Origin of the sequence: Devosia sp. Root436, from assembly GCF_001426345.1 — a bacterium.
Lineage (GTDB): Bacteria > Pseudomonadota > Alphaproteobacteria > Rhizobiales > Devosiaceae > Devosia.
Window position 1 is genome coordinate 58,824 of the sequence record NZ_LMEM01000016.1, and the last position, 24,770, is coordinate 83,593.

The following is a 24,770-nucleotide window of genomic DNA, read 5'->3' on the forward strand; positions in this document are numbered from 1 at the left end:
CCCTTCCCAACCGCCAGAAAAGGAGCCTTCCCATGGCACAGATCGGTCAGTTCACCCGCACGCAGTCGGGCTATTCAGGGCGTGTCCGCACGCTCTCGCTCGACCTAGCTCTCGTCTTCGTTCCCGCCGACAATGCCGATGTCGAGAACGCGCCGGACTATCGCATCCGCCGCGGCGATGAAGACGGCATCGAGATCGGTGCGGGCTGGCTCCAGAGCGGCGACCGCGCCGGCACCTATATTTCGGTGCTTCTCGACGACCCCGCATTCGCGCAGCCGATCCGCGCCCGTCTGGTCCAGTCGGACGAGAGCGGCCGCGACTGGGGACTGCACTGGACGCGCCCGAAGAAGCGTGACGAGCCGGACAAGGCGCAGGACTGACCCATGCCTTTGCACCGCATCGGTCGCGCTCCGCGGCGGCACGGCATCCATTGCCGTGTCGCCATCCTTCTCCTTCCCGGCCTGCTGCTCTTCACCCCTGCCCTCGCCGTGTTCGCGCAAGACGTGCCCGTTCGATCAGCCTCCGATCAGCGTTTCGCGGCGCACATAGCCGAAGCATCGCTGCGCTTCCGCATTCCCGAGCACTGGATACGCGCCGTCCTCGATGCCGAAAGCGCGCGGGACATCGGCGCCGTTTCGTCCGCCGGGGCGAGAGGACTGATGCAGATCATGCCCGACACCTGGGCCGAATTGCGTGCGCTCCATCGGCTTGGTGACGACCCATTCGACCAGCGCGACAACATCCTCGCCGGTACCGCCTATCTGCGCCAGATGCTCGACCGCTATGGCAGCATCGGCGCCATGCTCGCGGCCTACAATGCAGGCCCGGGTCGCTATGACGAGTATCTTGCGACTGGCCGCCCACTGCCGGCCGAGAGCATGGCGAACCGCTGCGCATCGTGGAGGGCGCGCAGGGAGGAACCCAGAGCAGCAACCGGAGGATGGCAGGATAAAGGGGCGCGAGGTGCGCGGCGGTTGGGGTGTTGTATTTCAAGGACTTGCGAGACGTTTTTGAGATGTGCTTCTCTGGCGCCAACATCGCCCAACGCGCACTTCGTCAGTCATTTCAACACTTTGGTACGATGTGCGGTGTCGCGTCCATGAGCGACGAGCGCCACTTTCGCGTCCGCCCTGGCCGCATCCGCTCCAGCAAGGCGCAGCGCGCACGACCCTTCATCGCCCAGGCACTCACCTCCGCCCAGAAGGCCGGCGGCTCAGTCTCACGACAGGGAGGGATCGGTCCCGGCAACCGCTCGCGCTTCGGTCGCGGTCAGCGCGCATCGGTCCAGGCCAACCGTCTGCTCACAGCGCGCTCGCGCAGCGCCGTCATCAAGGCGCGTGTCGTGCGGATGAACATGCGTGGCGGGAACCTGCCGACGCACCTCTCCTATCTCCGCCGTGAAGGTGTCACCCGGGACGGGGAGAAGGCCAAGCTCTTCGTTCCCGAAACAGGCGACGCAGATGCAGAGACCTTTGCGGAGCGCTGCAAGGACGATCGCCATCATTTCCGCTTCATCGTCTCGCCTGACGATGCGGTTGAGATGGCCGACCTGCGCGCCTTCACCCGTGACCTGGTCGCGCAAATGGAGCGAGATCTAGACACCCGGCTCGATTGGGTCGCCGTCGATCACTGGAACACCGAGCATCCACATGTCCACCTGATCGTGCGGGGTATGCGCGACGATGGCGAGAACCTCGTCATCTCTCGCGACTATATCAGTGAGGGCATGCGCGACCGGGCGCGTGATCTCATTACTCAGGAACTGGGCCCGCGGAACGACCACGATATCCGCCGCACGCTGGAGCGCCAGATCGATGCCGAACGCTGGACCAATCTTGACCGCCAGATCTGGCGGGACAGCCATAAGAGCGGCGTTATAGATTTGGCGCCGCGCCCCGGCGAGCAGCCGGACGAATTCCACGCCCTCAAGGTCGGCCGCCTCCGCACCCTCGAACGGCTAGGCGTCGCGCACCAGATCGGTCACGGCCAATGGTATCTTGCCGACGATGCCGAACCCACCCTGCGCGACTTGGGCGAGCGCGGTGACATCATCAAGCGCATGCATCGCAGCCTGACCAAGGCCGGTATTGAGCGTGGTGCAGCCAGCTTGGTGCTTGCCGGCGAAGACATGCACGAACCGATCATCGGCAGACTGGTCGAGCGGGGGCTCAATGATGAGCTCAAGGGGACGGCCTATGCGGTGATCGACGGCGTGGACGGCCGCGCTCACCATATCAGGCTCCCCGACCTGGACGCCGCCGGCGACAGCGCGCCCCGATCGATCGTCGAGTTACGCGGCTTCACCGACACGCAGGGCCGGCGTCGCCTAGCCCTCGCCTCTCGATCGGACCTTCCCCTCGAACATCAGATCTCGGCGAATGGCGCAACGTGGCTCGACCGGCAGGCCGTATCTGGCGATCCCATCGCCCTCGGCAATGGCGGCTTCGGGCGCGAGGTCCAGGATGCCCTCGAGCGCCGGGCCGAGCATCTGATCGCAGAAGGCCTTGCCCAACGTCAGGGCGGCAGGATCGTCTTCGCGCGAAGGCTGCTGGACACCCTGCGGAACCGTGAGCTCGAAGCGCTCGGGGACAAGCTGGCAACCGAACTCGGCCGACCGTTCAACAAAGCCGCCACCGGCGACTATGTTGCCGGCACCTACCGCCAGCGCGTTGCCCTGGCATCGGGCCGCTTCGCGATGATCGATGACGGGCTTGGCTTCCAACTCGTCCCCTGGACGCCGTCGCTCGAAAAGAAAATCGGGCAACACATCACCGGCATCGCGCGCGGCGATGGCGGTGTCGGTTGGAGCTTCAGTCGGAAGCGAGGGATCGGCCTATAGAGGGGCCGGCGCAGGCCTTAGCTGTTGAGACTGTCCTTGAGGGCCTTGGCCGGGGCGAAGGTCAACTTCTTGGCGGCCGCGATCTTGATGGTGGCGCCGGTGGAAGGATTGCGGCCGTCGCGCTCGGGCGTCGCCTTGACCTTGAACTTGCCGAAGCCCGGCAGGGACACTTCTTCGCCGGCGGCGGCCGCCTCGGCGATCGCCTTGAACACGCCATCGACCAGCGCCTTGCCCTGCGCCTTGGTCAGGCTGTGCTCGGTAGCGAGCTTGTCGGCGATTTCATTTGCAGTGGTCATGAAATAGGTCCTCGTTTGGAAATGATGCCGGCCCTATGCCATGACACGGGATACTTGTCACTGGCGAGAGCGCGCGTTGGCGGTACGCGCCGTCACCAACCCTTTATGGCGTAGGCATCAGCCAAATCGCGAGGGTTGAAAAGAGCAGCGAGCATCTTCATGTTGCAGCCATTGTCATTTGCCGCCGCCTCAAGAACGGTTGGATCCTGCGAGAGCCCGACGTTGTCGACGGACCCCGAGTCAAGTGGAGCTTCGGGGGAGCGGGCCGTCTCGGCCGCTGGCGGGCTAAGCGCTGGCTCATCCACCACCATCGTCGATAGTCCGCATGCTTCCGTCGGCGCTGACAGATCTAGGATTGCGGTGGCCGCATTCTCGGACAGCTTCCATCCGAGTGGGAGCTTCAGGGCCTGAATAGGGACTTGATGCGGGAAGAAGCCGAAGTCGACCCCTGTTCCCTGAACAAAGCTCGGATCGTCCAGACCGCCAAAGTATGACCTGGCGCGATCCAAAGCGAGCAGCCCGCGCGCTTCCCTAGTCTGCAGCATGGTCGAAAGGGGATCGAACACATAGGACTGGGGGGGCGCGGGTTCATCCTCATAAACATAACCCGGCAGCCGATCATTGTGACCTGAGATTGGCATATACGCCAAAAAGATGTGGCGCGAACAGCCTTGCCATTCTACCGGGGCGTCGAATCTGGTCTCTATGATCAGTGGGCATTTGCATGCGTCCGAACCATTGAGCGAGTACTCCGCGTCCCCGCAATTCTGCGTTTGATAGGCGAGGCTCTTGATCTGTCCGACCAGGTCTATGACGGTGTCCGCGCCCGAGTTCTCGAAATAGCCTCCGTCGGCCAGCACGCGATAAGAGTTTTCGGATACCTTAAGTCGAGCTGTCGCCGTCAACCACGGGAACCGCGCGCTGGCAACCGCCGCCGTGCTGGTGCTTATGTCGTGGACAGAGACGATATTGCCTGAAGGGAAGGATTCCGCGTTCGTGGCGCCGCTGGCGCCGAGCGCCGAGATCACAAACCGGTTGCCGCTGACGGCGTCGGTCGCGATGAAGATCAATGCGGGCTGAATCGTGTCCGGCTTCCAACTCGCTCGGAGTGGCTCGGCCGGCACTACGCTAGTCGGAACCATTGTGCCAATCGCCCCCGCTAGGACATCGCCACCGTCCGGAAAAAGCTGAGGACCGGGGATTAGAAATTCTGCAACCTGAACAAAAAGCAGATTGGCCACTACGGGAGACAATAGGTCCGTAGTCAGAGGGGACAAATCGATGTCGTCGGTGCGGGGATGGCACGGCTCCAATCGGCTCTTTGAGTCTCGCCCATCAACGCTTGCCGAGTAGAGCAAATGACCGACACCGCCGCCCGATACGCCGACGGCAGCAAATAGATGCTGCGCAAAGCTCGGACAGACTCCTTGCATGGCACTAAGGGCCAAGTAGGAGTGCGCTGCCGCGTAGATTCCTCCACCCTCCGAGGAAGCAACGATTACTGGGTACGGGCGATCAGCATCTCGGTAGTCTTGAAGGTCGCCACGCGCATCCAGCCACGCAATGAGTCCATCGGTTACCGGGTAGTCGGTGCCCGTCTCATATGTTGAGGCATCGAAGAGCGGCAGTGCCCGTGGAGGCCCTTCCAAGAAAACGGCAGCTACGCACACAACGAGAAACATCCCTGCAAGGCGCGGATACATCGATATGATCGCGACAAGCAGCCCCATCAGCCCGATGCCCGCTGTGACCACTCCAAGCGGACCGATCAAGGTCGGCAGCGTGACGGGCGAGAAAAGGATCGACGCAACAGCGACGGCCAAGACCGCAAGCGTCCCGACAGACACAACAATATCAGTACGCCGCGCCGCAGCATTGAAAATGGGGGTCAGCAGGAGGCAAGCGGCAAAGCTCAAAACCAGCACCGGGATCATGAACCAGAGTGCCTCCGGCGCCGAACGGGCCGTCATGGCTGTCAACGCCAGTAGGGGCAGGTTGGCCAGAACTGCATCTGGCAAACGCTGAACTCTAGTCCGCGACCCAAGCACAACGAGATGGACCAAAGCGGCGACGATCGGTGGCGCGAGGAATGCAATCCACGGCGTGACTGAGCCTTCCAACCGCGTCGTCGCGATAACGTCGGTGATCTGCGACGGAGCCAGCCAATAGAGCACGCCGTAGATGCCGGCGATGCCCATGATTGGCAGCCGCAAGAGGACTTCGGTAGTCTTGGTACGAGCCTTCATGGTGTCCCCGGATGACCAGAACGGCTTACCAGTTGTGCTACAACGCAAAGGACTGGCGCCGTTCGCACTGGCAGCATGGTTCCTACTCGCACATCCCTTGCTCCCGGAGAGCATTCAAGATTGCGCGCAACTCCACATCACCCCGGCCGGGCAAAAAACGCTGACCATTGGGCACGTGGATCAAGGTTATCTGGTCGTCGCCGATAGCCTCGAAAAACCCCAGAGCTCTTAGGGACCGCAGCGAGTGGCCCTGCGGGCCAATTGATGAGCTGTAGACAACGAAATGAAGCGGTGGAGGCTCGTTCGCTTGTTGAGCCGCAAAGAATGCGCTCAGCAGCGCGCCGCGCTGGGAACTACCGGGGGCGAACATTGAAAAGTGCGCTACGAGCAGCTTGGGTTGGTGCCGAGCGACCTGGCCGGCGAACTCCGTGACACTTGACCCCTCACGGAAGGGCATTGCCAATCCAATCAAGCCAGCGTCGTCTATGACCGCCAGCGCTCGCCTGATAGTCGGGAAGAACTTGGCGCGGTCCGCGACAATGATGTCGGACTGTTTGCAGTCCGCTGCGACCACGGCCTCTACGCTAGCGCAGAACAAGAGCACAAATAGTACGACCGCGAGAAACCTCGAGTTCATGCCAGCCCCCAGTTGACACTTCTTCAACGCTATCACCAGCCACAAGTATAGAGAAGAGGAATTACACGTCGAGCAGGGCGCAAATTTCTCTTGTCACTTGCAACACACGCGTAAGGCCACCTCCGGGTATTTCTAACGGCATTTCTTTGCGGACACGTCCTACGACGGCACTTTGTAAACCGCCCCGTCTTAGCACAGACATCAGCTACCGAGCGTTTCCGCGAACGTCAGTTTGATGGCGCGATCCACACGCGGTCATCTTCATGCCAGTCTTGAATGTTCCTTCCTTGCGCCGCGCCGTCTCGCGCCTGTCGTTTCCCTCTGCTGTCCGCCAGAATACCACCCAAGCAGATGCAGCCTTGAAATCTCCCACTCCAAAGCCCGAACTGTTCGGTGGAAGGAGAGTGACGATGTCGGGAACGAAAATCCTCTGGGGCCAGCTTGTCGTTGTCGGGCTGATCGTGCTGACGACAGTGTGGTCTGCAACGCAATGGACGGCCTGGCGGCTCGGATTCCAACCACAGCTCGGTACGCCCTGGTTCGATCTCGCGGGCTTCCCGGTTTATCATCCGCCCGCCTTCTTCTGGTGGTGGTTCTCCTACGATGCCTATGCGCGATCCATCTTCAACGAGGGTGCGATCATTGCGGCATCCGGCGGTCTTCTCTCGATTGCTGCGGCCATTCTCATGTCGGTCTTGCGCGCAAGGGAGGCCGATAATGTCGCGACATACGGCTCCGCCCGATGGGCGACAGAGGCTGAGGTGAAAAGCGCGGGCCTGCTCGGACCGGACGGCGTCGTCCTTGGCAAGCTGGAGCACGACTATCTCCGTCATGACGGTCCCGAACATGTGCTGTGCTTCGCTCCAACCCGGTCCGGTAAAGGCGTTGGCCTGGTCGTGCCCTCGCTGCTGACCTGGCCGGGTTCGGCGATTGTCCACGACATCAAGGGCGAGAACTGGCAACTCACCGCCGGCTTCCGCGCCCAGCATGGCCGTGTGCTGCTGTTCGATCCGACCAATGCGAGTTCCTCAGCTTACAATCCGCTGCTTGAGGTTCGCCGCGGTGAATGGGAGGTCAGGGACGTCCAGAACATTGCCGATATTCTGGTCGATCCAGAAGGATCGCTGGAGCGGCGCAATCACTGGGAGAAAACCTCGCATGCGCTGCTGGTCGGCGCCATTCTCCACGTCCTCTACGCCGAGCAGGACAAGACGCTGGCCGGGGCTGCCAACTTCCTGTCCGACCCGGCCCGCTCGATTGAGGCGACCTTGGGCGCGATGATGAAAACGTCTCACCTGGGCGAGGCCGGCCCGCATCCCGTGGTCGCATCGGCCGCCCGCGAACTGCTCAACAAGTCGGACAACGAACGATCGGGCGTCTTGAGCACAGCGATGAGCTTCCTCGGCCTCTATCGCGATCCTGTCGTTGCGGCGGTGACGTCGCGCTGCGACTGGCGCATCGGCGACATCGTCAGTGGGGCGAAGCCGTGCACGCTCTACCTCGTGGTGCCGCCTTCCGACATCAACAGGACCAAGCCGCTCATCCGCCTTCTGCTCAACCAGATTGGACGCCGGCTGACCGAGGACCTCAAGGCGCGCGGCGACCGGCACCGGTTGCTGCTCATGCTGGACGAGTTCCCTGCCCTCGGCCGGCTGGACTTCTTCGAGTCGGCCCTGGCCTTCATGGCCGGCTACGGTCTGAAGGCGTTCCTGATCGCCCAGTCGCTTAATCAGATCGAGAAGGCCTATGGGCCCAACAACTCGATCCTCGACAACTGCCACGTCAGGGTGAGCTTCGCCACCAATGATGAGCGCACGGCCAAGCGCGTCTCCGATGCCCTGGGCACCGCCACCGAAATGCGCGCCATGAAGAACTATGCCGGCCATCGCCTTTCGCCCTGGCTCGGCCACTTGATGGTGTCGCGCCAGGAGAGCGCCCGGGCACTCCTCACCCCCGGCGAGGTGATGCAACTCCCGTCCAGCGACGAGGTCGTGATGGTCGCCGGCATCCACCCCATTCGCGCGCGCAAAGCCCGCTACTATGAGGATGTTCGGCTTACCGAGCGCATTGTGCCGCCCCCCGGCATTCCGCATGTCGACAAACGTCCGGCAGATGACTGGAGCACGCGCGCGGTTCCAGAACGGCCCGTCCTCGACGCCAGCGATCTGCCGATTGTCCTCACGGGCGACGACGAAGACCCAACCGAATCCGAGAAACGCCGCCAGCCCGAACTCAGCAGGAGCACCCAGATCCATATCGAACCGGCAAACGAAGGCGAGTTCGACGCCGATCGCGATGCTGATGAGAAACCCGCCATTCTCGCCCGCAATCTCAATCGGTCCATGCAGCGGATCGCCCGGCAGGCCGATCTCGATCCCAACGACGGCATGCTGTGAGACGACTCGTGGCCAAGCCCGGAAAGAAGCAGCGGCTGTCGATCTATCTCGACCCGCCGGTAATGAAGGCGCTGGTCGAGCACGCGGCCCGACGGGACCTTTCACGATCCCTTGTCGCCGAGGCCGCAATCGCGTCCTTCCTCTCGCCTGATGCTGCGGAGAGACAGGAAGCCGCAATGACCAAAAGGCTCGACCAGATCGACCGTCGCCTCAATCGGCTCGAGCGCGATCTCGGCATCTCGGTCGAAACGCTCGCCGTATTTGTGCGCTTCTGGCTGACCACGACCCCGCAACTCCCCGAGCCGGCACAGGCAGCAGCCCGAGCCCAGTCAGGTAAGCGCTACGACGCCTTTGTGGCTGCGTTAGGCCGCCGACTCGCCCAAGGCCCGAAACTGCGCACCGAGATTTCGGAGGATGTCCTGCCGGGCGACGACAGCCCGGTTGCCGATGCCCCTACATAGTTTTTGATTTGTTCATGGACCACCGGCCGTGTGCTGACTGGCGGCTTTGCATCCGGTGGTAGATAGCGGACATTTTCGTGGGTATCGCAAGCAGCGAATGGAGCATCCGATTTTCAATCGCATATTGCCCAGATCGCGGTGCTCTAGCGTACAATGTGCCATTGATATGTTGTACAGAACTTCACGGCCCTTCCGGTCGTAATCGCATATGCTTAGGCTACGCCTCACCATCGCCGTTTGAATTCTTAAACCGGTTTGCGATGAACCTGCGAAATTGCTCAAGCCCACGGACGGCCCAGTCGATGCTGAGGCGCGTTGCCAGTGAAGCTAGGTGGCCACAATTCCCGGCGTTGATGCGCCTGAGCGCTGAGCTACGGGATAGAGGGAACAGAGACAGCCAATGCCGCCAGGGAACCAATATCTCGACGCCCGCTTCCGCTGGGTGCCCCAGCACGGATACATACTAAGCATCACACCGGCACGGATGAAGGAGCTTCATGGCGACCTCGACGCCACGAGCGAATGCAGCCAAGCTGTTCCGAAACTTCCGCAATCGATGCGCAAGCAATGGATGCTGTGCTTTATCGGCACGAAACAAGGTTATCTGACGCACGCGGCACGGAGTGTCACCGCCTACGCTGCAGAGTCGGGCAAGGACAAGCTCGAGATCTGGAACGTCATGCCGTTCAAGAAGCCGGTGAAGTTATCGGCGATCAAGGCACATCTGACAGGTGGGCAGGCCTGGCGAGCGAAGCGCGCGCTATCAGGAGGGCATGTTTCCTCTGGTGCGTTCGGGCTGCTCCTTGAAGCGTTGCGTCGGGTAGATCCTCGAGCGGCTAGGATTGCCGATGGATTAGTGGACCACCGTCCTCCTGCGCCCGACCCGATGCCGACGCCGGCAAAGATGAACTGGGCTTTCCAACGGGATGCCGTCGTGACCTCCCTCGAGATCGCGGGCATACCGAAGGAAAGCCTGCGGATATCGCCTCAAATGCCACAGGACGCGACATCGATTTTCGACAGCGATGGCGACGTGACCTCGATAGAGGATCTCGTCATCCTCCAGGACCTCGACAATGCTGACAAGGACTGGCAGTTCGTCAAACGCCAACGATATGCCGCCAAGACCTTCCACAAAGGCGGTACCAAGCTCACCATCATCCTGGCGAACAAGCTCGATCTCGAGGTGCAGCTCGGCACCGACCTCATCTATGTCAACGAAACCCTGAAGTCAGTGGTGTTTGTGCAGTACAAGATGTTCAGGGGCGTCGACGGCGAAGAAGGATATAGGCCCGACGCGCAGTTGGACGAGGAGATCAAGCGGATGGATGCTGCGGCGGCGACGCTGAACACCCAAACTCTCGACGAGAGCTGCGAGGGGTACCGCTTGGGAGCGGATCCCTTCTTCCTCAAATTCTGCAGCAAGCTCCTCACCCACGAAACCGTGGGTCACGTACCGGGAATCTACGTTCCGTTGGGCTACTGGAAATTGCTGGCAAGAACTCCGGCCGTGCGGGGCCCAAAAGGGGGCAAGGTCGTGCGCGCCGAATCGTTCGGGAGGCGCCATTTCACGCCGACGCATTTCATCGACATGGTCGGCCGCGGCTGGATCGGGACATCGGCCCTTCAGACAGACGTGTTGGTTCCCTATCTTCGCTCCGCCATAGAAGGGAAAAAAGGGATGGTGCTTGCTGTCCAGTCCCAGACCGACGCCGAGGACACGGCGGTAGACGACATGTCGCAACCTCCCGCTCAAGGCCCGACTTTCATTCCCCCGAAGCCACGCCATCCTGGCCAGAAGAGGAGGGTGGTCCAGCTGTGAAGGGCATGAGGACATGCAACTCCTTGTGGCCCGTGGACCTGCATTATCCAAGCCGTCATCGTCGACAAATGCAGAGAGGCAAAATCTTATGGCGTCATTGCCCAATCACGTCGGTAAGCCATTGGACGAGTGTCACGGAGCACCTCCGATGGCGTTTTCCCTTTCCGTTATGGAAGCCCGCACGATCTTACGGTAGCGATCAAGCAGGACGTGAAACTCGTCCCAAAGATTGGTCTTTTCCTTGATCTTCATCAGGAGAAGCGTCGAGATGGTCATCGCTATGCCCATCTCGGAAAAGGTCATCGCCATGTCGGCGTCGTCAAGTTCGGGGTGGACGATAAGAGTGGCGGATCCATCAACCGGGTTCTCAACATAGTGCCTATTCAAAGATGTCGTGCTGACATGGGCCGCATCGCCAGAAATGTCGCGATAGGACCTGTAAAGACGGTCGAACTGGCTACCTTTCAACAACTCGGAGGCGTTGATCGATTTGGCACCCTGCATGCCTTGATCGACGAAGGCCTCCAGCAGCTTTTTGACGTCAGCAGACTGGATTAGCCCTGCGCTCAAATGCAGGCCTGCACGCGCCTGCCGGCTCTTGTAATCGTCATCCTTCATCTTGGTGACGAAGGCTGGATCTCGATCGAGCGCTATCAGATACATTGCCGCTTCGATAACGCCCCGCGAGTGCATGCGGAAGTCGAGTTGCCGGTCGTTCGCGAGAAGCAATACGCACCCGTCACAAACTGTCAGCGCCCGGGCGAACAGGGCGCATTTGATGGCGACCAACTCGGCTTGTTGATCGGTCGTCACCGAAACTGGTTCTTCCTGGGTAAAGCGGAAGGCAGCAGCGACATAGTCGCGGAGCCATCGGAGGATGGCGGCATGCCGCAGAGGTTCGTTTTCGTGGGTCATGGCCGATGCTTCTCAATGCGTCAGAGACAATAGTGCGTTGCGCTCAAAAAGGCCGTTTCTGACCACGTTTCTTGCCATTCGCCAGCTGGCGGTCGGTGCCGCAGAGACAGATTCCGCCTGCGGGAGGGCGATTAGGATTAGCGGAGCGCCAAGCATTGACGCTGCAGGCCTTACCACTTCAATTGAAGGGACGGCTACCGACTGGGGGACAAGGTGCGAATAAGAACAGATATGTATGCTGTCGAACTTGGTGCGGCAATGCTGCTTCAGTTCGAAACTGCGGACGGGATTGTAAGGATTCTTGCCGACGCCGGCAGAAAAAGCCATCGGGTGAACGATCGTCTCGGCGACAGCATCAAGGCATTTGGCGGCGACAAACTTCGTATCGACTTGATCGTAGGCACCCATTACGACGCTGACCACCTCGACGGCTTGGTAGACGTCATCGAAAACCCCGGCATCGAGATCGGCGAGGCCTGGCTTCCGCCGGTTGCCAATGACACTGAATTTGCGCTTGCTGGAAGTCCTTTGAGAGACGAGTCCCTGCTGGCTTTGCAGCTCGCCGGTGAGGATGGTCAGGGCGTATTGCGCCGTTACCTGGCTGACAAGGCGGCAACCTGCTCAAGGCTGGCGGGTCTTGAGCGTGAGGCCGACAGAATGCGCGGCATAGATGCGCGTCCACGCCAGCGCGCGTTCGAAGACGACAGCATCGGGCTCGACTTGAATCGATCGCAGCGGGACGATGTCCAGCTGGGCCGAGAGTATTTTGAGGCGCACATCGCTGACGCCGGCGTCACGATCGGCCGGACCAGCTCGGGTCACGCCGAAGACGACATCACCGACCCCTGGAAGGTAGATGAACAACTCAAGGAATATGGGGAGCGCGCCCGCTGGTGGCACGATGATCCATTCATCGAAGAGCGGGTAATTGGGCATAGCCATCTGGCTCACGTTGAAGCCCAGACGTTGGGGTTGATCCGGGAGTCCACGGCAAAAGATGCCATCACCGCTTCCTCTCTTGCGCTAGTTGTTGAAGCACTCAAAGCGCGCTCGATCAGAATTCGCTGCGCTACGATCGAAGATGGCAAGCCGCAGACCTTTGGGTGGGTGAAACCAACAGGGCAGCCAGGTCGGTTCGAGCGGGCATTGCCCGCTGACCCGGATTCCCCCAAACTAATCCTGCTCGGCCCATCGCAGGGTCTGGTCAACAAGTTCCGGCATTTGCTGCCGACCGGGTCATACCTCATGGCGGCCCGGCTGGAGATGATCCCGATCGCCAGCATCACGCCGAGCAACCAGCTCAGTTACATCATGGTCGTCGAACATGCCGACCAGCGTATCCTGGTCAGTGGCGATGCTGGCGCCAATGATTTCAAGGTGTCCGGCTCACCCCATTTCCATGCTGCACTGATCGAGCAGCTGGCGCCGCTACACATTGTGCAGGTTGCCCATCACGGTGGAGCCAATGCATACTTTTATCGTGCGTTGCTGGCTTCTGGTTATCCTAGGCAGGCCGAGACTACGCGGCTGCTGCTGTCGCATGCGACCCTGGACAGCCACCGTCCATCTGACAACTTTATTCGCTTCATCGCGGCGCTGCAGCGCACACCTGCCACCACACAGGTGCTGTTCACCTCCAAGCCCAAGGAAGCCAAGGTACGGGATGTGCTTACTTACATCGCGCCTGTCGTGGGAGCACAAGCAATGGCAGGAGATCTCACACTGATCTTTGATGGCGGATGGTCTGTCGGTGGACATGTTGTCTCCGTTCCCTGACGCGGCACTCTGAAAGCTAGGTTTGCCAGCGGGTCCGGTCTTCGCTTAGTCATTTTGGGCAGGTGAAGAAATTGCTGACTGTTCGATTTTGGCACCGCGCTGTTTTAGCGAAGCGGGTGGTTCCACGAAATCAGGCATAGTGTGGGGCATTTGATCGAGAATGAGGTGGATCACACCTTCATCGAGCGCTCTGGCCAGAGCTCCGCGGAAGTCTTCGAGGCTCGCAATCCGACCCGCGCGGAACTGCCGACGCCAATGTAGCTTGGCGCCGTCGGGCAAATGCCATTCAAGAAGCCGAACCAAGGCAGTATGGCCGAACTGCAATCCGTCACCAGTAGACACATGTCGGATCCAGATATGATCTTCGGCGTGCTCTTCGTTCGTGTGCAAGTCCCATGTGGTAAACAGTGTCTGCGTGTCGGGTGAAAGGCTCTTCATCATCTGCCCAGTCCGATCTGAGAACATCACCTCGGCCACCCTCATCTGCCATGTTTCAGTACGTTGATTGTCCCCCTCGACGGTCTCGATAAGCTTTTCCTTTTGCATCTTGAGATGGATGCCGGCGCCGGCGCCGATCTTGTAGGCTTGGTCTCCCGCCAGCACCCCCAGGAGATTTTCCTTCATCGCCAAATCGAATGAAATGTTGAAGTTCGAGACTGCCTTTTTGAGATGCTTGGCCTCAAACAGTATCCAGACAGAGTGGAATTTCCATGCAATCAGCAGATGTGCGCCCACCAGACTGGCATAGTTGCGAAGCTTTTCTAGGTAGCTCGGCTTGAATGAGAGGACGCGGTCACTCTTGCTTTTGACTTCTATGAGAACTGGCCCTCCTCCAACCTGCGTCGAGAAAGCAGCCATCAGATCCGGCACTTGATAGAGCTCTTTAGACATCACCGGCAAAGCGGCTTGGTCCAGCTTGTGTATCAGCTGGCATTTCCCCAGCCATGCGCAGAGGACCATGAACTCATCTTCGACGGGCAGCCCTAGATCAAGCCGACGCACCCGGTTTGCCAACACTGCCGGGTCACCGTCCCAGTCGCCAATTTCCAACGCTTCGTGGATCAATCGGGCGAGATCATCTGGCGTATCGTTCACTGGTCCGCTCCTGTCTACGAGACTCCTCCGGAGCCCCATGTGTTCTCGGCGCCCAAGCCTGAGCCCAACCGAAGCCGGAGGCCGCGTTGAGATCAAGCCTACCGAACATACTGGAGATTGCCGGCTTCAGTCAGACAGTAGTAGACCCGGTGCCACTAAACTTCAGCCTCCGCTTTCTGAATTTGGTAGCTGAAAGAGGACGGCCACCTTCCTCGGCAACACAAATGGGGCCACCCACTTCCGAGCCCTTAGGCTCAAGAACGTCGCAACCCATGCCAGCCTGGCGACCCTGGCCTATAACATCAAGTGCGTCATCGCGGTTGCCGGCATTGCGACCCTCAAAGCAATAACCGTGTGAACGAAGCCAACGCGCGCCATAGCTAGGCAACTTGAACGATCAGCTGCGCGTACTTCTCACACACCCTCCACCCCGTTGCAGACTCCATCGGCTGTCGAGCGGCACGTCCACTTTTAGGAACTCACCGAAGGTGGATGAACAGCTAGAACGGGCGCATTGCGCCATAGCGATTCCGCCGTTTGGCTGTAATTCCACGCCAAGCTACGACCACCTCTAGCGGCTTGTTGCGTCTCGCCCGTTCGTGCCTCTTCTACTTGTCCCCGATCCAGGGCCGCGCATCGTGCGGGCCCACAGCGGAGTGGGGACGACGTGGTGATTTCTTCAGGGCAATCGGCGGCCGTCGAACGCGGAACGCGCATGCTGCGCACCGCGCTGGGTCCGGCCGTCGCCCGGTTCCTGGAAGACCCCGCGATCGTCGAGGTGATGCTCAACCCCGACGGGCGGCTCTGGGTCGACCGGCTGACGGAGGGCCTCGCCGATACCGGCGAGCATCTGATGCCCACCGATGGCGAACGCATCATCCGCCTCGTGGCGCATCATGTCGGCGTCGAGGTTCACGCCGGTTCGCCCCGTGTTTCGGCGGAACTGCCAGGAACGGGGGAGCGCTTCGAGGGTCTTTTGCCACCCGTGGTGGCGGCTCCTGCCTTCGCCATTCGCAAGCCTGCGGTCGCCGTGTTCACTCTGGGGGACTACGTGGCCGCTGGCATCATGTCGGCCGCGCAGGCCGACGTTGTGCGCCGGGCCGTCACTGAGCGGCAGAACATCCTGGTTGCCGGCGGAACGTCCACGGGCAAAACCACCCTCACCAACGCCCTGCTCGCTGAGGTCGCCAAGACCGGCGATCGCGTGGTGCTCATCGAAGACACCCGCGAGCTACAATGTGCGGCACCCAATCTGGTGGCGTTGCGGACCAAAGATGGCGTGGTCTCCCTGTCCGATCTCGTGCGGTCGTCGCTGCGGCTTCGACCCGACAGGATTCCGATCGGCGAGGTTCGTGGCCCCGAAGCTCTCGATCTGCTCAAAGCCTGGTCGACCGGCCACCCCGGAGGCATCGGCACCATCCATGCTGGATCCGCCACGGGCGCCCTGCGGCGCCTCGAGCAGCTCATCCAGGAAGCTGTCGTCACAGTGCCCCGCGCCCTGATCGCCGAAACCATCGATGTCATCGCCGTACTCTCCGGCCGCGGTTCGGCGCGGCGCCTCGTCGAACTCGCCCATGTCACTGGGCTCGGTGCGAGCGGCGACTACGACCTCTCCCCTGCCCTCACGTCCCCCGAACCCCCTGGAGCCCTCTCATGAACATGACAATCCTTCGTGCACGTCCACGGATCGCTACAACCGCGCTCGCCGCATCGCTCAGCCTCATGGTGACCCAGGCCGCCTATGCCGCCGGATCGTCGATGCCCTGGGAAGAGCCCTTGCAGCAGGTTCTCGAATCCATCGAGGGACCTGTCGCCAAGATCATTGCGGTGATCATCATCATCGCCACCGGTCTGACCTTGGCCTTCGGCGACACGTCAGGCGGCTTCCGTCGTCTCATCCAAATCGTCTTCGGCCTCAGCATCGCCTTCGCGGCCTCGAGCTTCTTTCTCTCCTTCTTCTCCTTCGGCGGCGGAGCGCTGATCTGATGGACGAGCCAGTCCCCGGATTTACCGCACCCCTCCATCGCGCGTTGACTGAGCCCATCCTGCTTGGTGGCGCCCCGCGCGCGGTCGCCATTCTCAACGGCACGCTGGCGGCCGCGCTCGGCCTCGGCCTGCGGCTCTGGCTGGTCGGCATCGTGCTCTGGGCCATCGGTCACCTGGCCGCCGTCTGGGCGGCGCGGCGGGATCCGCTCTTCGTCGAAGTGGTGCGCCGGCATCTGCGCATCCCTGCCAATCTCAATGTTTGAGGCACCGCGATGATGAACCTCGCAGAATATCGCCGCACCGGCGCCCGGCTCGCCGACTATCTTCCCTGGGCCGCTCTGGTTGGCGAGGGTGTGGTCCTCAACAAGGATGGCAGCTTCCAGCGCTCGGCCAGATTCCGTGGCCCCGATCTCGACAGTTCCGTCCCCGCCGAACTGGTTGGCGTCGCCAACCGGCTCAACAATGCCTTCCGCCGTCTCGGCTCCGGCTGGAGCATTTTTGTCGAGGCACAGCGCCACGAGGCGGCGACGTATCCGGGGAGCAGCTTCGCCGATGCGGCATCGGCGCTGATCGACGCCGAGCGCCAGGCCGATTTCGAGGAAGCCGGCACGCATTTCGAGTCGAGCTATTTCCTCACTATCGTATATTTGCCGCCGGCAGAGGACACGGCCCGCGCAGAAAGCTGGCTCTACGAAGGCCGGGAGCAGAGCGGGGTGAACCCGTGGGAAACCCTCAGGGGCTACGTCGATCGCACCGATCGTGTGCTCGCCCTGCTCGACGGCTTCATGCCCGAATGCCGCTGGCTCGATGACGAAGAGACGCTGACCTATCTGCACTCGACCGTCTCGACCAAGCGCCAACGCGTGCGCGTCCCCGAGACGCCGATGTATCTTGATGGCCTGCTGGCCGACCAGCCGCTGGCCGGCGGGCTCGAGCCACGCTTGGGCGAGGCACATCTGCGCGTCCTCACCGTTGTCGGTTTTCCGGCGACGACCACGCCCGGCATTCTCGACGAGTTGAACCGGCTTGCCTTCCCCTATCGCTGGTCGACCCGGGCCATTCTTCTCGACAAGACCGACGCCACAAAGCTGCTAACCAAGATCCGCCGCGAGTGGTTCTCCAAGCGCAAATCCATTGCCGCCATCGTCAAGGAAGTGCTGACCAACGAGGCTTCGGTGCTGGTCGACAGCGACGCCGCCAACAAAGCGACTGACGCCGATCTCGCGCTGCAGGAACTCGGCGCTGACTATGCCGGTGAAGCTTACGTCACCGCGACGGTGACCGTCTGGGACGCAGATCCACGCATCGCCGACGAGAAATTGCGGCTGGTCGAGAAGATTATTCAGGGCCGCGACTTCACCGGCATGGCGGAGACGATCAACGCGGTCGACGCCTGGCTCGGAACCCTGCCCGGCCATCTCTACGCCAATGTCAGGCAACCGCCCATCAGCACGCTGAATCTCGCCCACATGATCCCGCTTTCGGCGGTGTGGGCGGGGCCGGAACGGGACGAGCATTTCCAAGCTCCCCCACTGCTCTATGGCAGAACGGAAGGCTCGACCCCGTTCCGGTTATCCCTTCATGTCGGCGATGTCGGCCATACCCTGGTGGTCGGTCCGACCGGCGCCGGCAAATCCGTACTCCTGGCGCTCATGGCCTTGCAGTTCCGTCGCTACGACAATGCCCAGGTCTTCGCCTTCGACTTCGGCGGCTCGATCCGCGTCGCCTCCCTCGCCATGGAGGGCGACTGGCACGATCTCGGCGGCGAGCTCACGGGTGGCACGGACGCATCCGTGTCGCTCCAGCCGCTCGCCGGCATTGCCCACACGCCAGAGCGCGCCTGGGCAGCCGACTGGCTCGTCGCCATCCTGATGCGGGAAGGCGTGACCATCACGCCCGAGGTCAAGGAGCACATCTGGACGGCGCTGACCTCACTCGCCTCGGCGCCACTCGAAGAACGGACCATCACCGGTCTCACCGTACTGCTCCAGTCCAATGATCTGAAACGCGCTCTTCAGCCCTATTGCGTCGGCGGGCCTTATGGCCGCCTGCTCGATGCCGAAGCGGAGAGTCTCGGCCAGGCGCCGGTCCTGGCGTTCGAGACCGAAGGTCTGCTCGGCACCGGCGCGGCCCCCGCGGCCCTCGCCTACCTCTTCCATCGCATCGCCGGACGCCTCGACGGACGGCCGACCCTGGTCATCGTCGACGAGGGCTGGCTGGCACTCAGTGATCCCGGCTTCTCCAAGCAACTTGCCGAATGGCTGGTCACGCTGCGCAAGAAGAACGCCAGCGTCATCTTCGCCACTCAATCGCTGGCCCAGCTCGAAAAAAGCACGATCGCGGCGGAAATCATCGACTCCTGCCACACCCGTATCCTGCTGCCCAACGACCGCGCGATCGAGCCTCAGATCACGGCGATCTATCGGCGCTTCGGTCTCAACGACCGCCAGATCGACATCATCGCCCGGGCCGCGCCCAAGCGGGACTATTACGCGCAGTCCCGCCGCGGCAACCGCCTGTTCGAGCTTGGTCTCGGCGACGTGGCGCTGGCGCTCTGCGCGGCTTCCGCCAAGTCCGATCATGCCCGGATCGAAGAGGTGCTGGTCGAGCACGGACGCGAGGGCTTTCTCGATGCCTGGCTGCGCGCCCATCGCCTCGTCTGGGCGGCCGATCTCATTCCAGATCTCAGCAATCTCGCCGCCACTGCGGCGGCACCAGCTCAACCTAACACGGAGATTTCCCCATGACCCGAATTCAATCGCGTGTCCGCGCCGTTCTTCTCGCCACCACCATGCTCTCCCTGCCTTTGGCCTTATCCCCCATCGTCGTCACACCCGCCTATGCCCTGTTCGGCTTCGGCGACATCGTGTTCGACCCGTCCAACTATGCCGAGAACATCGTGCAGGCGGCTCGGGCGCTGGAGCAGATCAACAATCAGATCGCCTCGCTTCAGAACGAGGCCCAGATGCTGATCAACCAGGCGCGCAATCTCGCAAGTCTGCCCTATTCCTCGCTCCAGCAAATCCAGCAGTCAGTCCAGCGCACCCAACAGCTCCTCGGGGAGGCACAGCGGATAGCCTTCGAAGTGCAGCAGGTCGATCAGATCTTCTCCCAGCAATACGCCAACATGGATCTCACCGCATCCGACCAGCAGCTTGTCGAGCTGGCGCGCGAACGCTGGGGCAACACCGTTGGCGCCTTGCAGGACGCCATGCGCGTCCAGGCCGGCGTGGTCGGCAATATTGAGACGCAGCGTGCAGAACTTTCCAATTTGGTCGGAGAAAGTCAGGGCGCGACCGGCGCGCTCCAGGCGACCCAGGCCGGCAATCAGATCCTTGCCCTGCAGGCCCAGCAACTCACCGATCTGACGGCACTGCTCGCCGCCAATGGCCGGGCCGACGCGCTGTCGGCCGCCGAGCAGGCCGCCGCGGCCGAACAAGGCCGAGAGCAGCGGCGCCGCTTCCTCGAGCCCGGTGCCGCCTACCAGCCCGGCAACGCCCAGATGTTTTCCGGCGGCAACTGAAGCTGACCGAAGGGGGTGATCATGGACGGATGGGTTTTCGCACGCCTCGCGGCGGTCGTCATTGTCGCCGTCGCCGTCACAGCCGCGGCGATCCAACTCGCGCACGAGGACCAATCGACCGGCCCGCAATCATCTCCACCCGCCGCCACCGAAACACCGCGCCCCGATCCCCTGCGCCAGACCCTCCGACGCTGCCGGCAAATGGGCGAGGTCGCAACACGCGACGCCGCATGCCTCGCCGCATGGGATGAGAACCGCCGCCGCTTCCTTTCACCGTCAGCAGGGAATTAAGCCATGGAAGGCGCCGGCGTCATCGATCGCTTCCTCGAGGTTTTCACCTCCTACATCGACAGTGGCTTTGGCCTCCTGGGCGGCGAGGTGGCATTCATTGCCTCGACGCTGATCGTCATCGATATCACGCTCGCCGCCCTGTTCTGGGCCTGGGGTGCTGATGAGGACATCATCGCGCGCCTCGTCAAGAAGACGATCTTCGTCGGCGTCTTCGCCTACCTCATTGGCAATTGGAACGGCCTGGCCCGGATCATCTTCGACAGTTTTGCCGGGCTTGGCCTGATGGCCTCGGGGACCAGCTTCTCGGTCGAGGATCTCATGCGCCCCGGCCGCGTCGCCCAGACCGGGTTCGATGCTGGTCGCCCACTGCTCGAAGCGATCGCCGAGCTCTCCGGCTACTGGGCCTTCTTCGAGAACTTCCTCCAGATCATTTGCCTCCTGATCGCCTGGGTTCTCGTCCTGCTCGCCTTCTTCATCCTGAGCATCCAGCTTTTCGTCACCCTCATCGAATTCAAGCTGACCACGCTGGCCGGGTTCGTCCTGATTCCGTTTGGCCTGTTCAGCCAGTCGGCCTTCATGGCCGAGCGTGTCCTCGGCAACGTAATCTCCTCCGGCATCAAGATTTTGGTCCTGTCCGTCATCATCGGCATCGGCTCCACGCTGTTCGGCGAGTTCACCGCCGGTTTTGGCGGCGAGCAGCCGACCATCGACGATGCCATGGCGATCGTCCTGGCGGCGCTCTCGCTGCTGGGCCTCGGCATTTTCGGGCCAGGCATCGCCAACGGCCTTGTGAGCGGTGGTCCGCAGCTCGGCGCAGGCGCCGCAGTCGGAACCGGCCTTGCGGTGGCCGGTGCTGCCGTCGCCGCGGGCGGCGGCGCCATGCTGGCCGCGAAGGGCGGACAGGCAGCCCTGTCGGCAGGCGCCGCCGCCACACGTGGTAGCGCGGTACTCGCCGGCGGCGCTTCTGGCGCCTATTCGCTCGCCTCGGCCGGCGCATCCGGTCCCGCTGGCGTTGCCGCGGGCCTCGGCGGTGTCGCCCGTGCCGCCGGCGGCGCAGCAGCCTCCCCGCTCAAGCGCGCGGCATCGCGCGTCTCAGAAAGCCTCGGCTCCTCCTTCGATTCCGGCGGCAATTCTGCCTTCGCGGCGACCGGCGGCTCGTCTTCGATGGGGACTGTCGGCGCCACCTCCGAGCCGTCTGAATCGCCCTCTTCAACCGCCAGTCCACCCGCCTGGGCCCACCGCATGCGCCACGGCCAGTCCATGAGCCATGGCGTTACAGCCGCTGCGCACGCTGTCCGCTCGGGCGACAACCACGGTGGCGGCGCTTCCGTCAGCCTTTCCGAAAGAGACCGCACATGACCTTCTTCAAGCGACCAGCCGCCCATTACGGCAAGATGCCGGAACCCGAAACACCCTACCAGCGCGCGGCCCAGGTCTGGGACGATCGCATCGGCTCAGCCCGGGTCCAGGCACGGAATTGGCGCCTTATGGCCTTCGGCTGCCTGATCCTCTCGGCTGGCTTGGCCAGTGCCCTGGTCTGGCAGTCGGCGCGCGGCACGGTTGTGCCCTGGGTGGTCGAAGTGGATGGCACGGGCGAGGCCCGCGCGGTCGAGCCGGCAACGGCCGACTATCGGCCGACCGATCCCCAGATCGCCTATCACCTGGCGCGCTTCGTCGAACAGGTCCGATCCATCTCCGCCGATCCGATTATCGTCCGCCAGAACTGGCTGCGGGCTTACGAGTTCACGACCGATCGCGGTTCTGTGGCTCTCAACGACTATGCGCGCTCCAATGACCCATTTACCCGCGTCGGCAAGCAGCAGGTCAGTGTCGAGGTCTCGTCGGTCATCCGGGCGTCGCCGGACTCGTTCCGCGTCGCCTGGACTGAACGCCGCTATGAGAACGGCCAGCTTGCCGGCACCGAGCGCTGGACCGCCATCCTCACGGTCGTGATCCGACCACCGCGCGACGCCGAGCGCCTGCGCCGCAACCCGCTCGGCGTCTTCGTCAATGCGATCAACTGGTCCAAGGAGCTGGGACAATGACCCCGCCAGCGATCCCACAAGCCGTAAATCCGGCGTTCCGTAAATCCGCATCCCCGATCGGCGTGCTGTTAGTGTCAGCCGTGGTGCTCGCCGCCTGCGCTACGGCGCCAAAGCCGCCGCAGATCAGCTACGATGCCAACCTTCCACCATTGCCGGCCGTGGCGGTCAGCACCGGTGATGGTGCACCCCGCCCCATTCTTGTGCCGCCGAGTTGGACCCCTGCCAAGGGCGGAGATCCCGCAAGCACGCCAACTGGTCGAGTCGAGAACGCCAACATCGCTGCGCGCGTCGAACCACGCAAGGACGGGTATTACAACGCTATCCAGATCTATCCCTGGAGCGAAGGCGCCCTCTTTCAGGTCTACGCCGCCCCCGGGCAGATCACCGACATCGCGCTCGAACCCGGCGAGAATCTGACCGGCGCCGGCCCGATCGCCGCCGGCGATACGGCGCGCTGGATCATCGGCGATACCGAGAGCGGCAGCGGAGCGACCCGCCGCGTCCATGTCCTCGTCAAGCCGACGCGGACCGACATCACCACCAACCTGGTCATCACCACGGACCGGCGCACCTATCTGCTCGAGCTGCGTTCTGGTGAGAATCCCTATATGCCGGCCGTCGCCTGGGCCTATCCACAAGTGGCGTCCCAACGTTCGATCGTCCCCGCCACCCCCACCATTCCGACCGTCGCCGCGCGCAACCATCGCTATGGCCTCACGGGCGACGCCCCGCCATGGCGGCCGGTTTCCGTCTATGACGATGGACGGCGCGTCTATGTGGAATTCCCGCGCGGCATTGTGCAGGGTGAAATGCCGCCGATTTTTGTCATAGGCTCGGATGGACAGCCCGAGATCGTCAACAGCCGCGTCTACCAGAACATCCTTATCGTCGATCGGCTGTTCGGCGCCGCCGAGTTGCGACTCGGCAGCGCCGACCGGCAGCAGATCGTTAGAATCGTGCGCACCGATGGGAGGCCGTCGTCATGAGCGAGACCGACACCGGAACGGCAAGCGCGCCGTCAGCTACGAAACCGGACCCGGCTATGCGGCTGCGGCCAGAGGCCCCGCGCGTAACCCGCGTTTCCCGCCGTGTCCTCGCTGGCGTGGGTCTGGTTGCGGGCCTCGGCATTGGCGGCGCCCTGATCTACGCGCTTCAGACCGCCGACCGGCAGCCTGGCGGGGAAGAGCTCTTCACCACTGATCGCAGGCAGACGGCCGAAGGCTTGCAGGGGCTGCCCGCTGATTATAGTGGCGTTCCGCAACTCGGTCCTCCCCTGCCCGGCGACCTGGGCGGTCCGATCGTCCGCGCGCAAGAAGACGGTCGCAGCGTCCCTTTGGAAATCATTCCGGTACCACAGGCTGATACGGAAGAGCAGCGCCGCCTCGCGGAGATGGAGGCCGCACGAACCAGCGAGCTCTTCTTCCAGACTCGTGCTCCGTCAGAGTCAGGCCTTCCGACGTTCCCCACTCTTGGTGGCTCAACACCAGGCATGGGCGCTTCCGGGTCTGAGAATCCACAGCTCGCGTTCCTCAACGCCGACGTCGATCGCCGCGCGGTGGCTCACGACCGCGTGGCCGCGCCGGCGTCGCCATTCGTGCTGCAGGCGGGATCTGTGATCCCGGCGGCCCTGATCACCGGCATCCGTTACGACCTTCCCGGCCAGATCACCGCACAGGTGACCCAACACATCTATGACAGCCCCACCGGTAGCATTCTCCTGGTCCCGCAGGGCACGAGGATCATCGGCGAGTACTACAATGACGTTGCTTTTGGACAGCGGCGCATACTGCTCGTCTGGAACCGGCTGATCTTTCCGAATGGGCGATCGATTGTCCTCGAGCGGCAGCCCGGTGCGGACACCCAGGGTTATGCCGGCCTAGAAGACGGCGTCGACTATCACTGGTGGGATCTGATGAAAGCCGCTGGCCTATCGACGCTGCTTGCGGTCGGGGTGGAATTGACGATGGATGACGACGATCGGCTCATCCAGGCAATCCGCAGCGGCGCCCAGGAGTCCATCAACGACGCCGGTCAGCAGATCGTCCAGCGTCAGATGCAGGTCGCCCCGACGCTTACAATCCGGCCGGGATTTCCGGTCAGAGTCATCGTCACACGTGATCTCGTGCTCGAGCCCTATGGAGTATCTCAATGACTAAACTCAAGCTAGGAGCCATCCCGGACGACAAGCCGGTCAAGCTTACCTTGGAACTGCCGGCCGCGCTGCATCGCGATCTCGTCTCCTATGCCGAACTGCTCTCGATCGAGACGGGACAGCCTATCGCCGATCCGGTTCGCCTGGTCGTTCCGATGTTAGAACGCTTCATTGCGACGGATCGAGGCTTCGCGCGGTCGCGCAACTCCCCGAGCAGATCATCACCGTGAACCCGCGCCCTGGACCAATTGGGTCGGATTTGCTTCAGCTGAGTGAGGTCGCATATGTTG

General features: G+C 62.3%; 23 protein-coding genes. 18 read left to right on the forward strand and 5 right to left on the reverse strand.

Annotation, left to right across the window (positions count from 1 at the left end; translation table 11 throughout):
• Positions 1 to 32: 32 nt before the first annotated feature.
• From ASD04_RS18475 to ASD04_RS18485, 3 genes are read left to right on the forward strand one after another with little or no spacing between them, the layout of a single operon-like run.
• A complete protein-coding gene (locus ASD04_RS18475) occupies positions 33 to 380 on the forward strand; it encodes a DUF736 domain-containing protein (RefSeq protein WP_056260194.1) in 348 nt (115 codons plus the stop codon).
• A 3-nt stretch (positions 381 to 383) separates the two neighbouring features.
• Positions 384 to 1,103, forward strand: a complete 720-nt coding sequence (locus tag ASD04_RS18480; protein ID WP_156461336.1) for a lytic transglycosylase domain-containing protein — start codon at positions 384 to 386, stop codon at positions 1,101 to 1,103.
• Positions 1,100 to 2,839 carry a VirD2 family relaxase/mobilization nuclease gene (locus ASD04_RS18485; RefSeq protein WP_056260197.1) on the forward strand — a complete coding sequence of 580 codons (1,740 nt, stop codon included), beginning with the start codon at positions 1,100 to 1,102 and terminating at the stop codon, positions 2,837 to 2,839. The genes ASD04_RS18480 and ASD04_RS18485 overlap by 4 nt, the downstream gene beginning before the upstream one ends.
• A gap of 17 nt (positions 2,840 to 2,856) precedes the next feature.
• Here ASD04_RS18485 and ASD04_RS18490 read toward each other — a convergent pair whose 3' ends face one another.
• From ASD04_RS18490 to ASD04_RS18500, 3 genes are all read right to left on the reverse strand, one after another.
• Positions 2,857 to 3,135, reverse strand: coding sequence for an HU family DNA-binding protein (locus ASD04_RS18490; RefSeq protein WP_056260198.1), 279 nt, complete (start codon positions 3,133 to 3,135; stop codon positions 2,857 to 2,859).
• Between the two features lie 92 nt (positions 3,136 to 3,227).
• Positions 3,228 to 5,381, reverse strand: a complete 2,154-nt coding sequence (locus tag ASD04_RS18495; protein ID WP_056260201.1) for a hypothetical protein — start codon at positions 5,379 to 5,381, stop codon at positions 3,228 to 3,230.
• A gap of 82 nt (positions 5,382 to 5,463) precedes the next feature.
• Positions 5,464 to 6,018 carry a hypothetical protein gene (locus ASD04_RS18500; protein ID WP_056260202.1) on the reverse strand — a complete coding sequence of 185 codons (555 nt, stop codon included), beginning with the start codon at positions 6,016 to 6,018 and terminating at the stop codon, positions 5,464 to 5,466.
• 410 nt (positions 6,019 to 6,428) lie between these two features.
• On the opposite strand from ASD04_RS18500, the gene ASD04_RS18505 reads away from it, so the two are divergent.
• From ASD04_RS18505 to ASD04_RS18515, 3 genes are all read left to right on the forward strand, one after another.
• The gene (locus tag ASD04_RS18505; RefSeq protein WP_056260204.1) at positions 6,429 to 8,414 is read left to right on the forward strand and encodes a conjugal transfer protein TraG; all 1,986 of its coding nucleotides are present in this window, start codon (positions 6,429 to 6,431) and stop codon (positions 8,412 to 8,414) included.
• Positions 8,415 to 8,422: 8 nt separating this feature from the next.
• On the forward strand, positions 8,423 to 8,875 hold the full coding sequence (locus ASD04_RS18510) for a ribbon-helix-helix protein, CopG family (RefSeq protein WP_056260206.1): 453 nt from the start codon (positions 8,423 to 8,425) through the stop codon (positions 8,873 to 8,875).
• A 400-nt stretch (positions 8,876 to 9,275) separates the two neighbouring features.
• Positions 9,276 to 10,697, forward strand: a complete 1,422-nt coding sequence (locus tag ASD04_RS18515) for a hypothetical protein (protein WP_056260208.1) — start codon at positions 9,276 to 9,278, stop codon at positions 10,695 to 10,697.
• A 132-nt stretch (positions 10,698 to 10,829) separates the two neighbouring features.
• Here the strand turns inward: ASD04_RS18515 and ASD04_RS18520 are convergent, their stop codons facing one another.
• Positions 10,830 to 11,612 carry a DUF5677 domain-containing protein gene (locus ASD04_RS18520; protein WP_056260211.1) on the reverse strand — a complete coding sequence of 261 codons (783 nt, stop codon included), beginning with the start codon at positions 11,610 to 11,612 and terminating at the stop codon, positions 10,830 to 10,832.
• Positions 11,613 to 11,843: 231 nt separating this feature from the next.
• On the opposite strand from ASD04_RS18520, the gene ASD04_RS18525 reads away from it, so the two are divergent.
• Entirely contained in the window at positions 11,844 to 13,388 is a 1,545-nt protein-coding gene (locus ASD04_RS18525) for a hypothetical protein (protein ID WP_056260213.1), read from the forward strand.
• Positions 13,389 to 13,433: 45 nt separating this feature from the next.
• On the opposite strand, the gene ASD04_RS18530 is transcribed toward ASD04_RS18525, so the two are convergent.
• Positions 13,434 to 14,483, reverse strand: coding sequence for a restriction endonuclease (locus ASD04_RS18530; RefSeq protein ID WP_244488363.1), 1,050 nt, complete (start codon positions 14,481 to 14,483; stop codon positions 13,434 to 13,436).
• Between the two features lie 715 nt (positions 14,484 to 15,198).
• On the opposite strand from ASD04_RS18530, the gene trbB reads away from it, so the two are divergent.
• From trbB to ASD04_RS18580, 11 genes are read left to right on the forward strand one after another with little or no spacing between them, the layout of a single operon-like run.
• Positions 15,199 to 16,140 (forward strand): P-type conjugative transfer ATPase TrbB, encoded by a 942-nt coding sequence (gene trbB / locus ASD04_RS18535; RefSeq protein ID WP_056260217.1) that lies wholly within the window; start codon positions 15,199 to 15,201, stop codon positions 16,138 to 16,140.
• On the forward strand, positions 16,137 to 16,469 hold the full coding sequence (locus ASD04_RS18540; protein WP_056260220.1) for a TrbC/VirB2 family protein: 333 nt from the start codon (positions 16,137 to 16,139) through the stop codon (positions 16,467 to 16,469). Before trbB ends, ASD04_RS18540 begins: the two co-directional genes overlap by 4 nt.
• Positions 16,469 to 16,732: a VirB3 family type IV secretion system protein gene (locus ASD04_RS18545; protein WP_056260222.1), complete on the forward strand. Its 264-nt coding sequence runs from the start codon at positions 16,469 to 16,471 to the stop codon at positions 16,730 to 16,732. The genes ASD04_RS18540 and ASD04_RS18545 overlap by 1 nt, the downstream gene beginning before the upstream one ends.
• Before the next feature lie 9 nt (positions 16,733 to 16,741).
• Entirely contained in the window at positions 16,742 to 19,216 is a 2,475-nt protein-coding gene (gene trbE, locus ASD04_RS18550; RefSeq protein WP_056260223.1) for a conjugal transfer protein TrbE, read from the forward strand.
• Complete coding sequence (gene trbJ / locus ASD04_RS18555) at positions 19,213 to 19,992, forward strand: P-type conjugative transfer protein TrbJ (protein WP_056260226.1); 780 nt, start codon at positions 19,213 to 19,215, stop codon at positions 19,990 to 19,992. The genes trbE and trbJ overlap by 4 nt, the downstream gene beginning before the upstream one ends.
• A 21-nt stretch (positions 19,993 to 20,013) precedes the next feature.
• Positions 20,014 to 20,283 carry a putative entry exclusion protein TrbK-alt gene (trbK-alt, locus tag ASD04_RS19255; protein ID WP_082531348.1) on the forward strand — a complete coding sequence of 90 codons (270 nt, stop codon included), beginning with the start codon at positions 20,014 to 20,016 and terminating at the stop codon, positions 20,281 to 20,283.
• 3 nt (positions 20,284 to 20,286) lie between these two features.
• Complete coding sequence (gene trbL / locus ASD04_RS18560) at positions 20,287 to 21,642, forward strand: P-type conjugative transfer protein TrbL (RefSeq protein WP_056260228.1); 1,356 nt, start codon at positions 20,287 to 20,289, stop codon at positions 21,640 to 21,642.
• Positions 21,639 to 22,328 (forward strand): conjugal transfer protein TrbF, encoded by a 690-nt coding sequence (gene trbF, locus ASD04_RS18565; protein WP_056260230.1) that lies wholly within the window; start codon positions 21,639 to 21,641, stop codon positions 22,326 to 22,328. Before trbL ends, trbF begins: the two co-directional genes overlap by 4 nt.
• Positions 22,325 to 23,314, forward strand: a complete 990-nt coding sequence (gene trbG / locus ASD04_RS18570) for a P-type conjugative transfer protein TrbG (RefSeq protein WP_056260232.1) — start codon at positions 22,325 to 22,327, stop codon at positions 23,312 to 23,314. The genes trbF and trbG overlap by 4 nt, the downstream gene beginning before the upstream one ends.
• A complete protein-coding gene (locus tag ASD04_RS18575) occupies positions 23,311 to 24,480 on the forward strand; it encodes a TrbI/VirB10 family protein (RefSeq protein ID WP_056260234.1) in 1,170 nt (389 codons plus the stop codon). The genes trbG and ASD04_RS18575 overlap by 4 nt, the downstream gene beginning before the upstream one ends.
• Positions 24,477 to 24,710: a DUF2274 domain-containing protein gene (locus ASD04_RS18580; protein ID WP_056260236.1), complete on the forward strand. Its 234-nt coding sequence runs from the start codon at positions 24,477 to 24,479 to the stop codon at positions 24,708 to 24,710. Before ASD04_RS18575 ends, ASD04_RS18580 begins: the two co-directional genes overlap by 4 nt.
• Positions 24,711 to 24,770 lie beyond the last annotated feature (60 nt).

Coding starts and splice junctions, on each gene's coding strand:
- ASD04_RS18475 (WP_056260194.1), top strand. CDS start 33: ATGGCACAGATCGGTCAGTTCACCCGCACGCAGTCGGGCTATTCAGGG.
- ASD04_RS18480 (WP_156461336.1), top strand. CDS start 384: ATGCCTTTGCACCGCATCGGTCGCGCTCCGCGGCGGCACGGCATCCAT.
- ASD04_RS18485 (WP_056260197.1), top strand. CDS start 1,100: ATGAGCGACGAGCGCCACTTTCGCGTCCGCCCTGGCCGCATCCGCTCC.
- ASD04_RS18490 (WP_056260198.1), bottom strand. CDS start 3,135: ATGACCACTGCAAATGAAATCGCCGACAAGCTCGCTACCGAGCACAGC.
- ASD04_RS18495 (WP_056260201.1), bottom strand. CDS start 5,381: ATGAAGGCTCGTACCAAGACTACCGAAGTCCTCTTGCGGCTGCCAATC.
- ASD04_RS18500 (WP_056260202.1), bottom strand. CDS start 6,018: ATGAACTCGAGGTTTCTCGCGGTCGTACTATTTGTGCTCTTGTTCTGC.
- ASD04_RS18505 (WP_056260204.1), top strand. CDS start 6,429: ATGTCGGGAACGAAAATCCTCTGGGGCCAGCTTGTCGTTGTCGGGCTG.
- ASD04_RS18515 (WP_056260208.1), top strand. CDS start 9,276: ATGCCGCCAGGGAACCAATATCTCGACGCCCGCTTCCGCTGGGTGCCC.
- ASD04_RS18520 (WP_056260211.1), bottom strand. CDS start 11,612: ATGACCCACGAAAACGAACCTCTGCGGCATGCCGCCATCCTCCGATGG.
- ASD04_RS18525 (WP_056260213.1), top strand. CDS start 11,844: ATGTATGCTGTCGAACTTGGTGCGGCAATGCTGCTTCAGTTCGAAACT.
- trbB (WP_056260217.1), top strand. CDS start 15,199: ATGCTGCGCACCGCGCTGGGTCCGGCCGTCGCCCGGTTCCTGGAAGAC.
- ASD04_RS18540 (WP_056260220.1), top strand. CDS start 16,137: ATGAACATGACAATCCTTCGTGCACGTCCACGGATCGCTACAACCGCG.
- ASD04_RS18545 (WP_056260222.1), top strand. CDS start 16,469: ATGGACGAGCCAGTCCCCGGATTTACCGCACCCCTCCATCGCGCGTTG.
- trbE (WP_056260223.1), top strand. CDS start 16,742: ATGATGAACCTCGCAGAATATCGCCGCACCGGCGCCCGGCTCGCCGAC.
- trbJ (WP_056260226.1), top strand. CDS start 19,213: ATGACCCGAATTCAATCGCGTGTCCGCGCCGTTCTTCTCGCCACCACC.
- trbK-alt (WP_082531348.1), top strand. CDS start 20,014: ATGGACGGATGGGTTTTCGCACGCCTCGCGGCGGTCGTCATTGTCGCC.
- trbL (WP_056260228.1), top strand. CDS start 20,287: ATGGAAGGCGCCGGCGTCATCGATCGCTTCCTCGAGGTTTTCACCTCC.
- trbF (WP_056260230.1), top strand. CDS start 21,639: ATGACCTTCTTCAAGCGACCAGCCGCCCATTACGGCAAGATGCCGGAA.
- trbG (WP_056260232.1), top strand. CDS start 22,325: ATGACCCCGCCAGCGATCCCACAAGCCGTAAATCCGGCGTTCCGTAAA.
- ASD04_RS18575 (WP_056260234.1), top strand. CDS start 23,311: ATGAGCGAGACCGACACCGGAACGGCAAGCGCGCCGTCAGCTACGAAA.
- ASD04_RS18580 (WP_056260236.1), top strand. CDS start 24,477: ATGACTAAACTCAAGCTAGGAGCCATCCCGGACGACAAGCCGGTCAAG.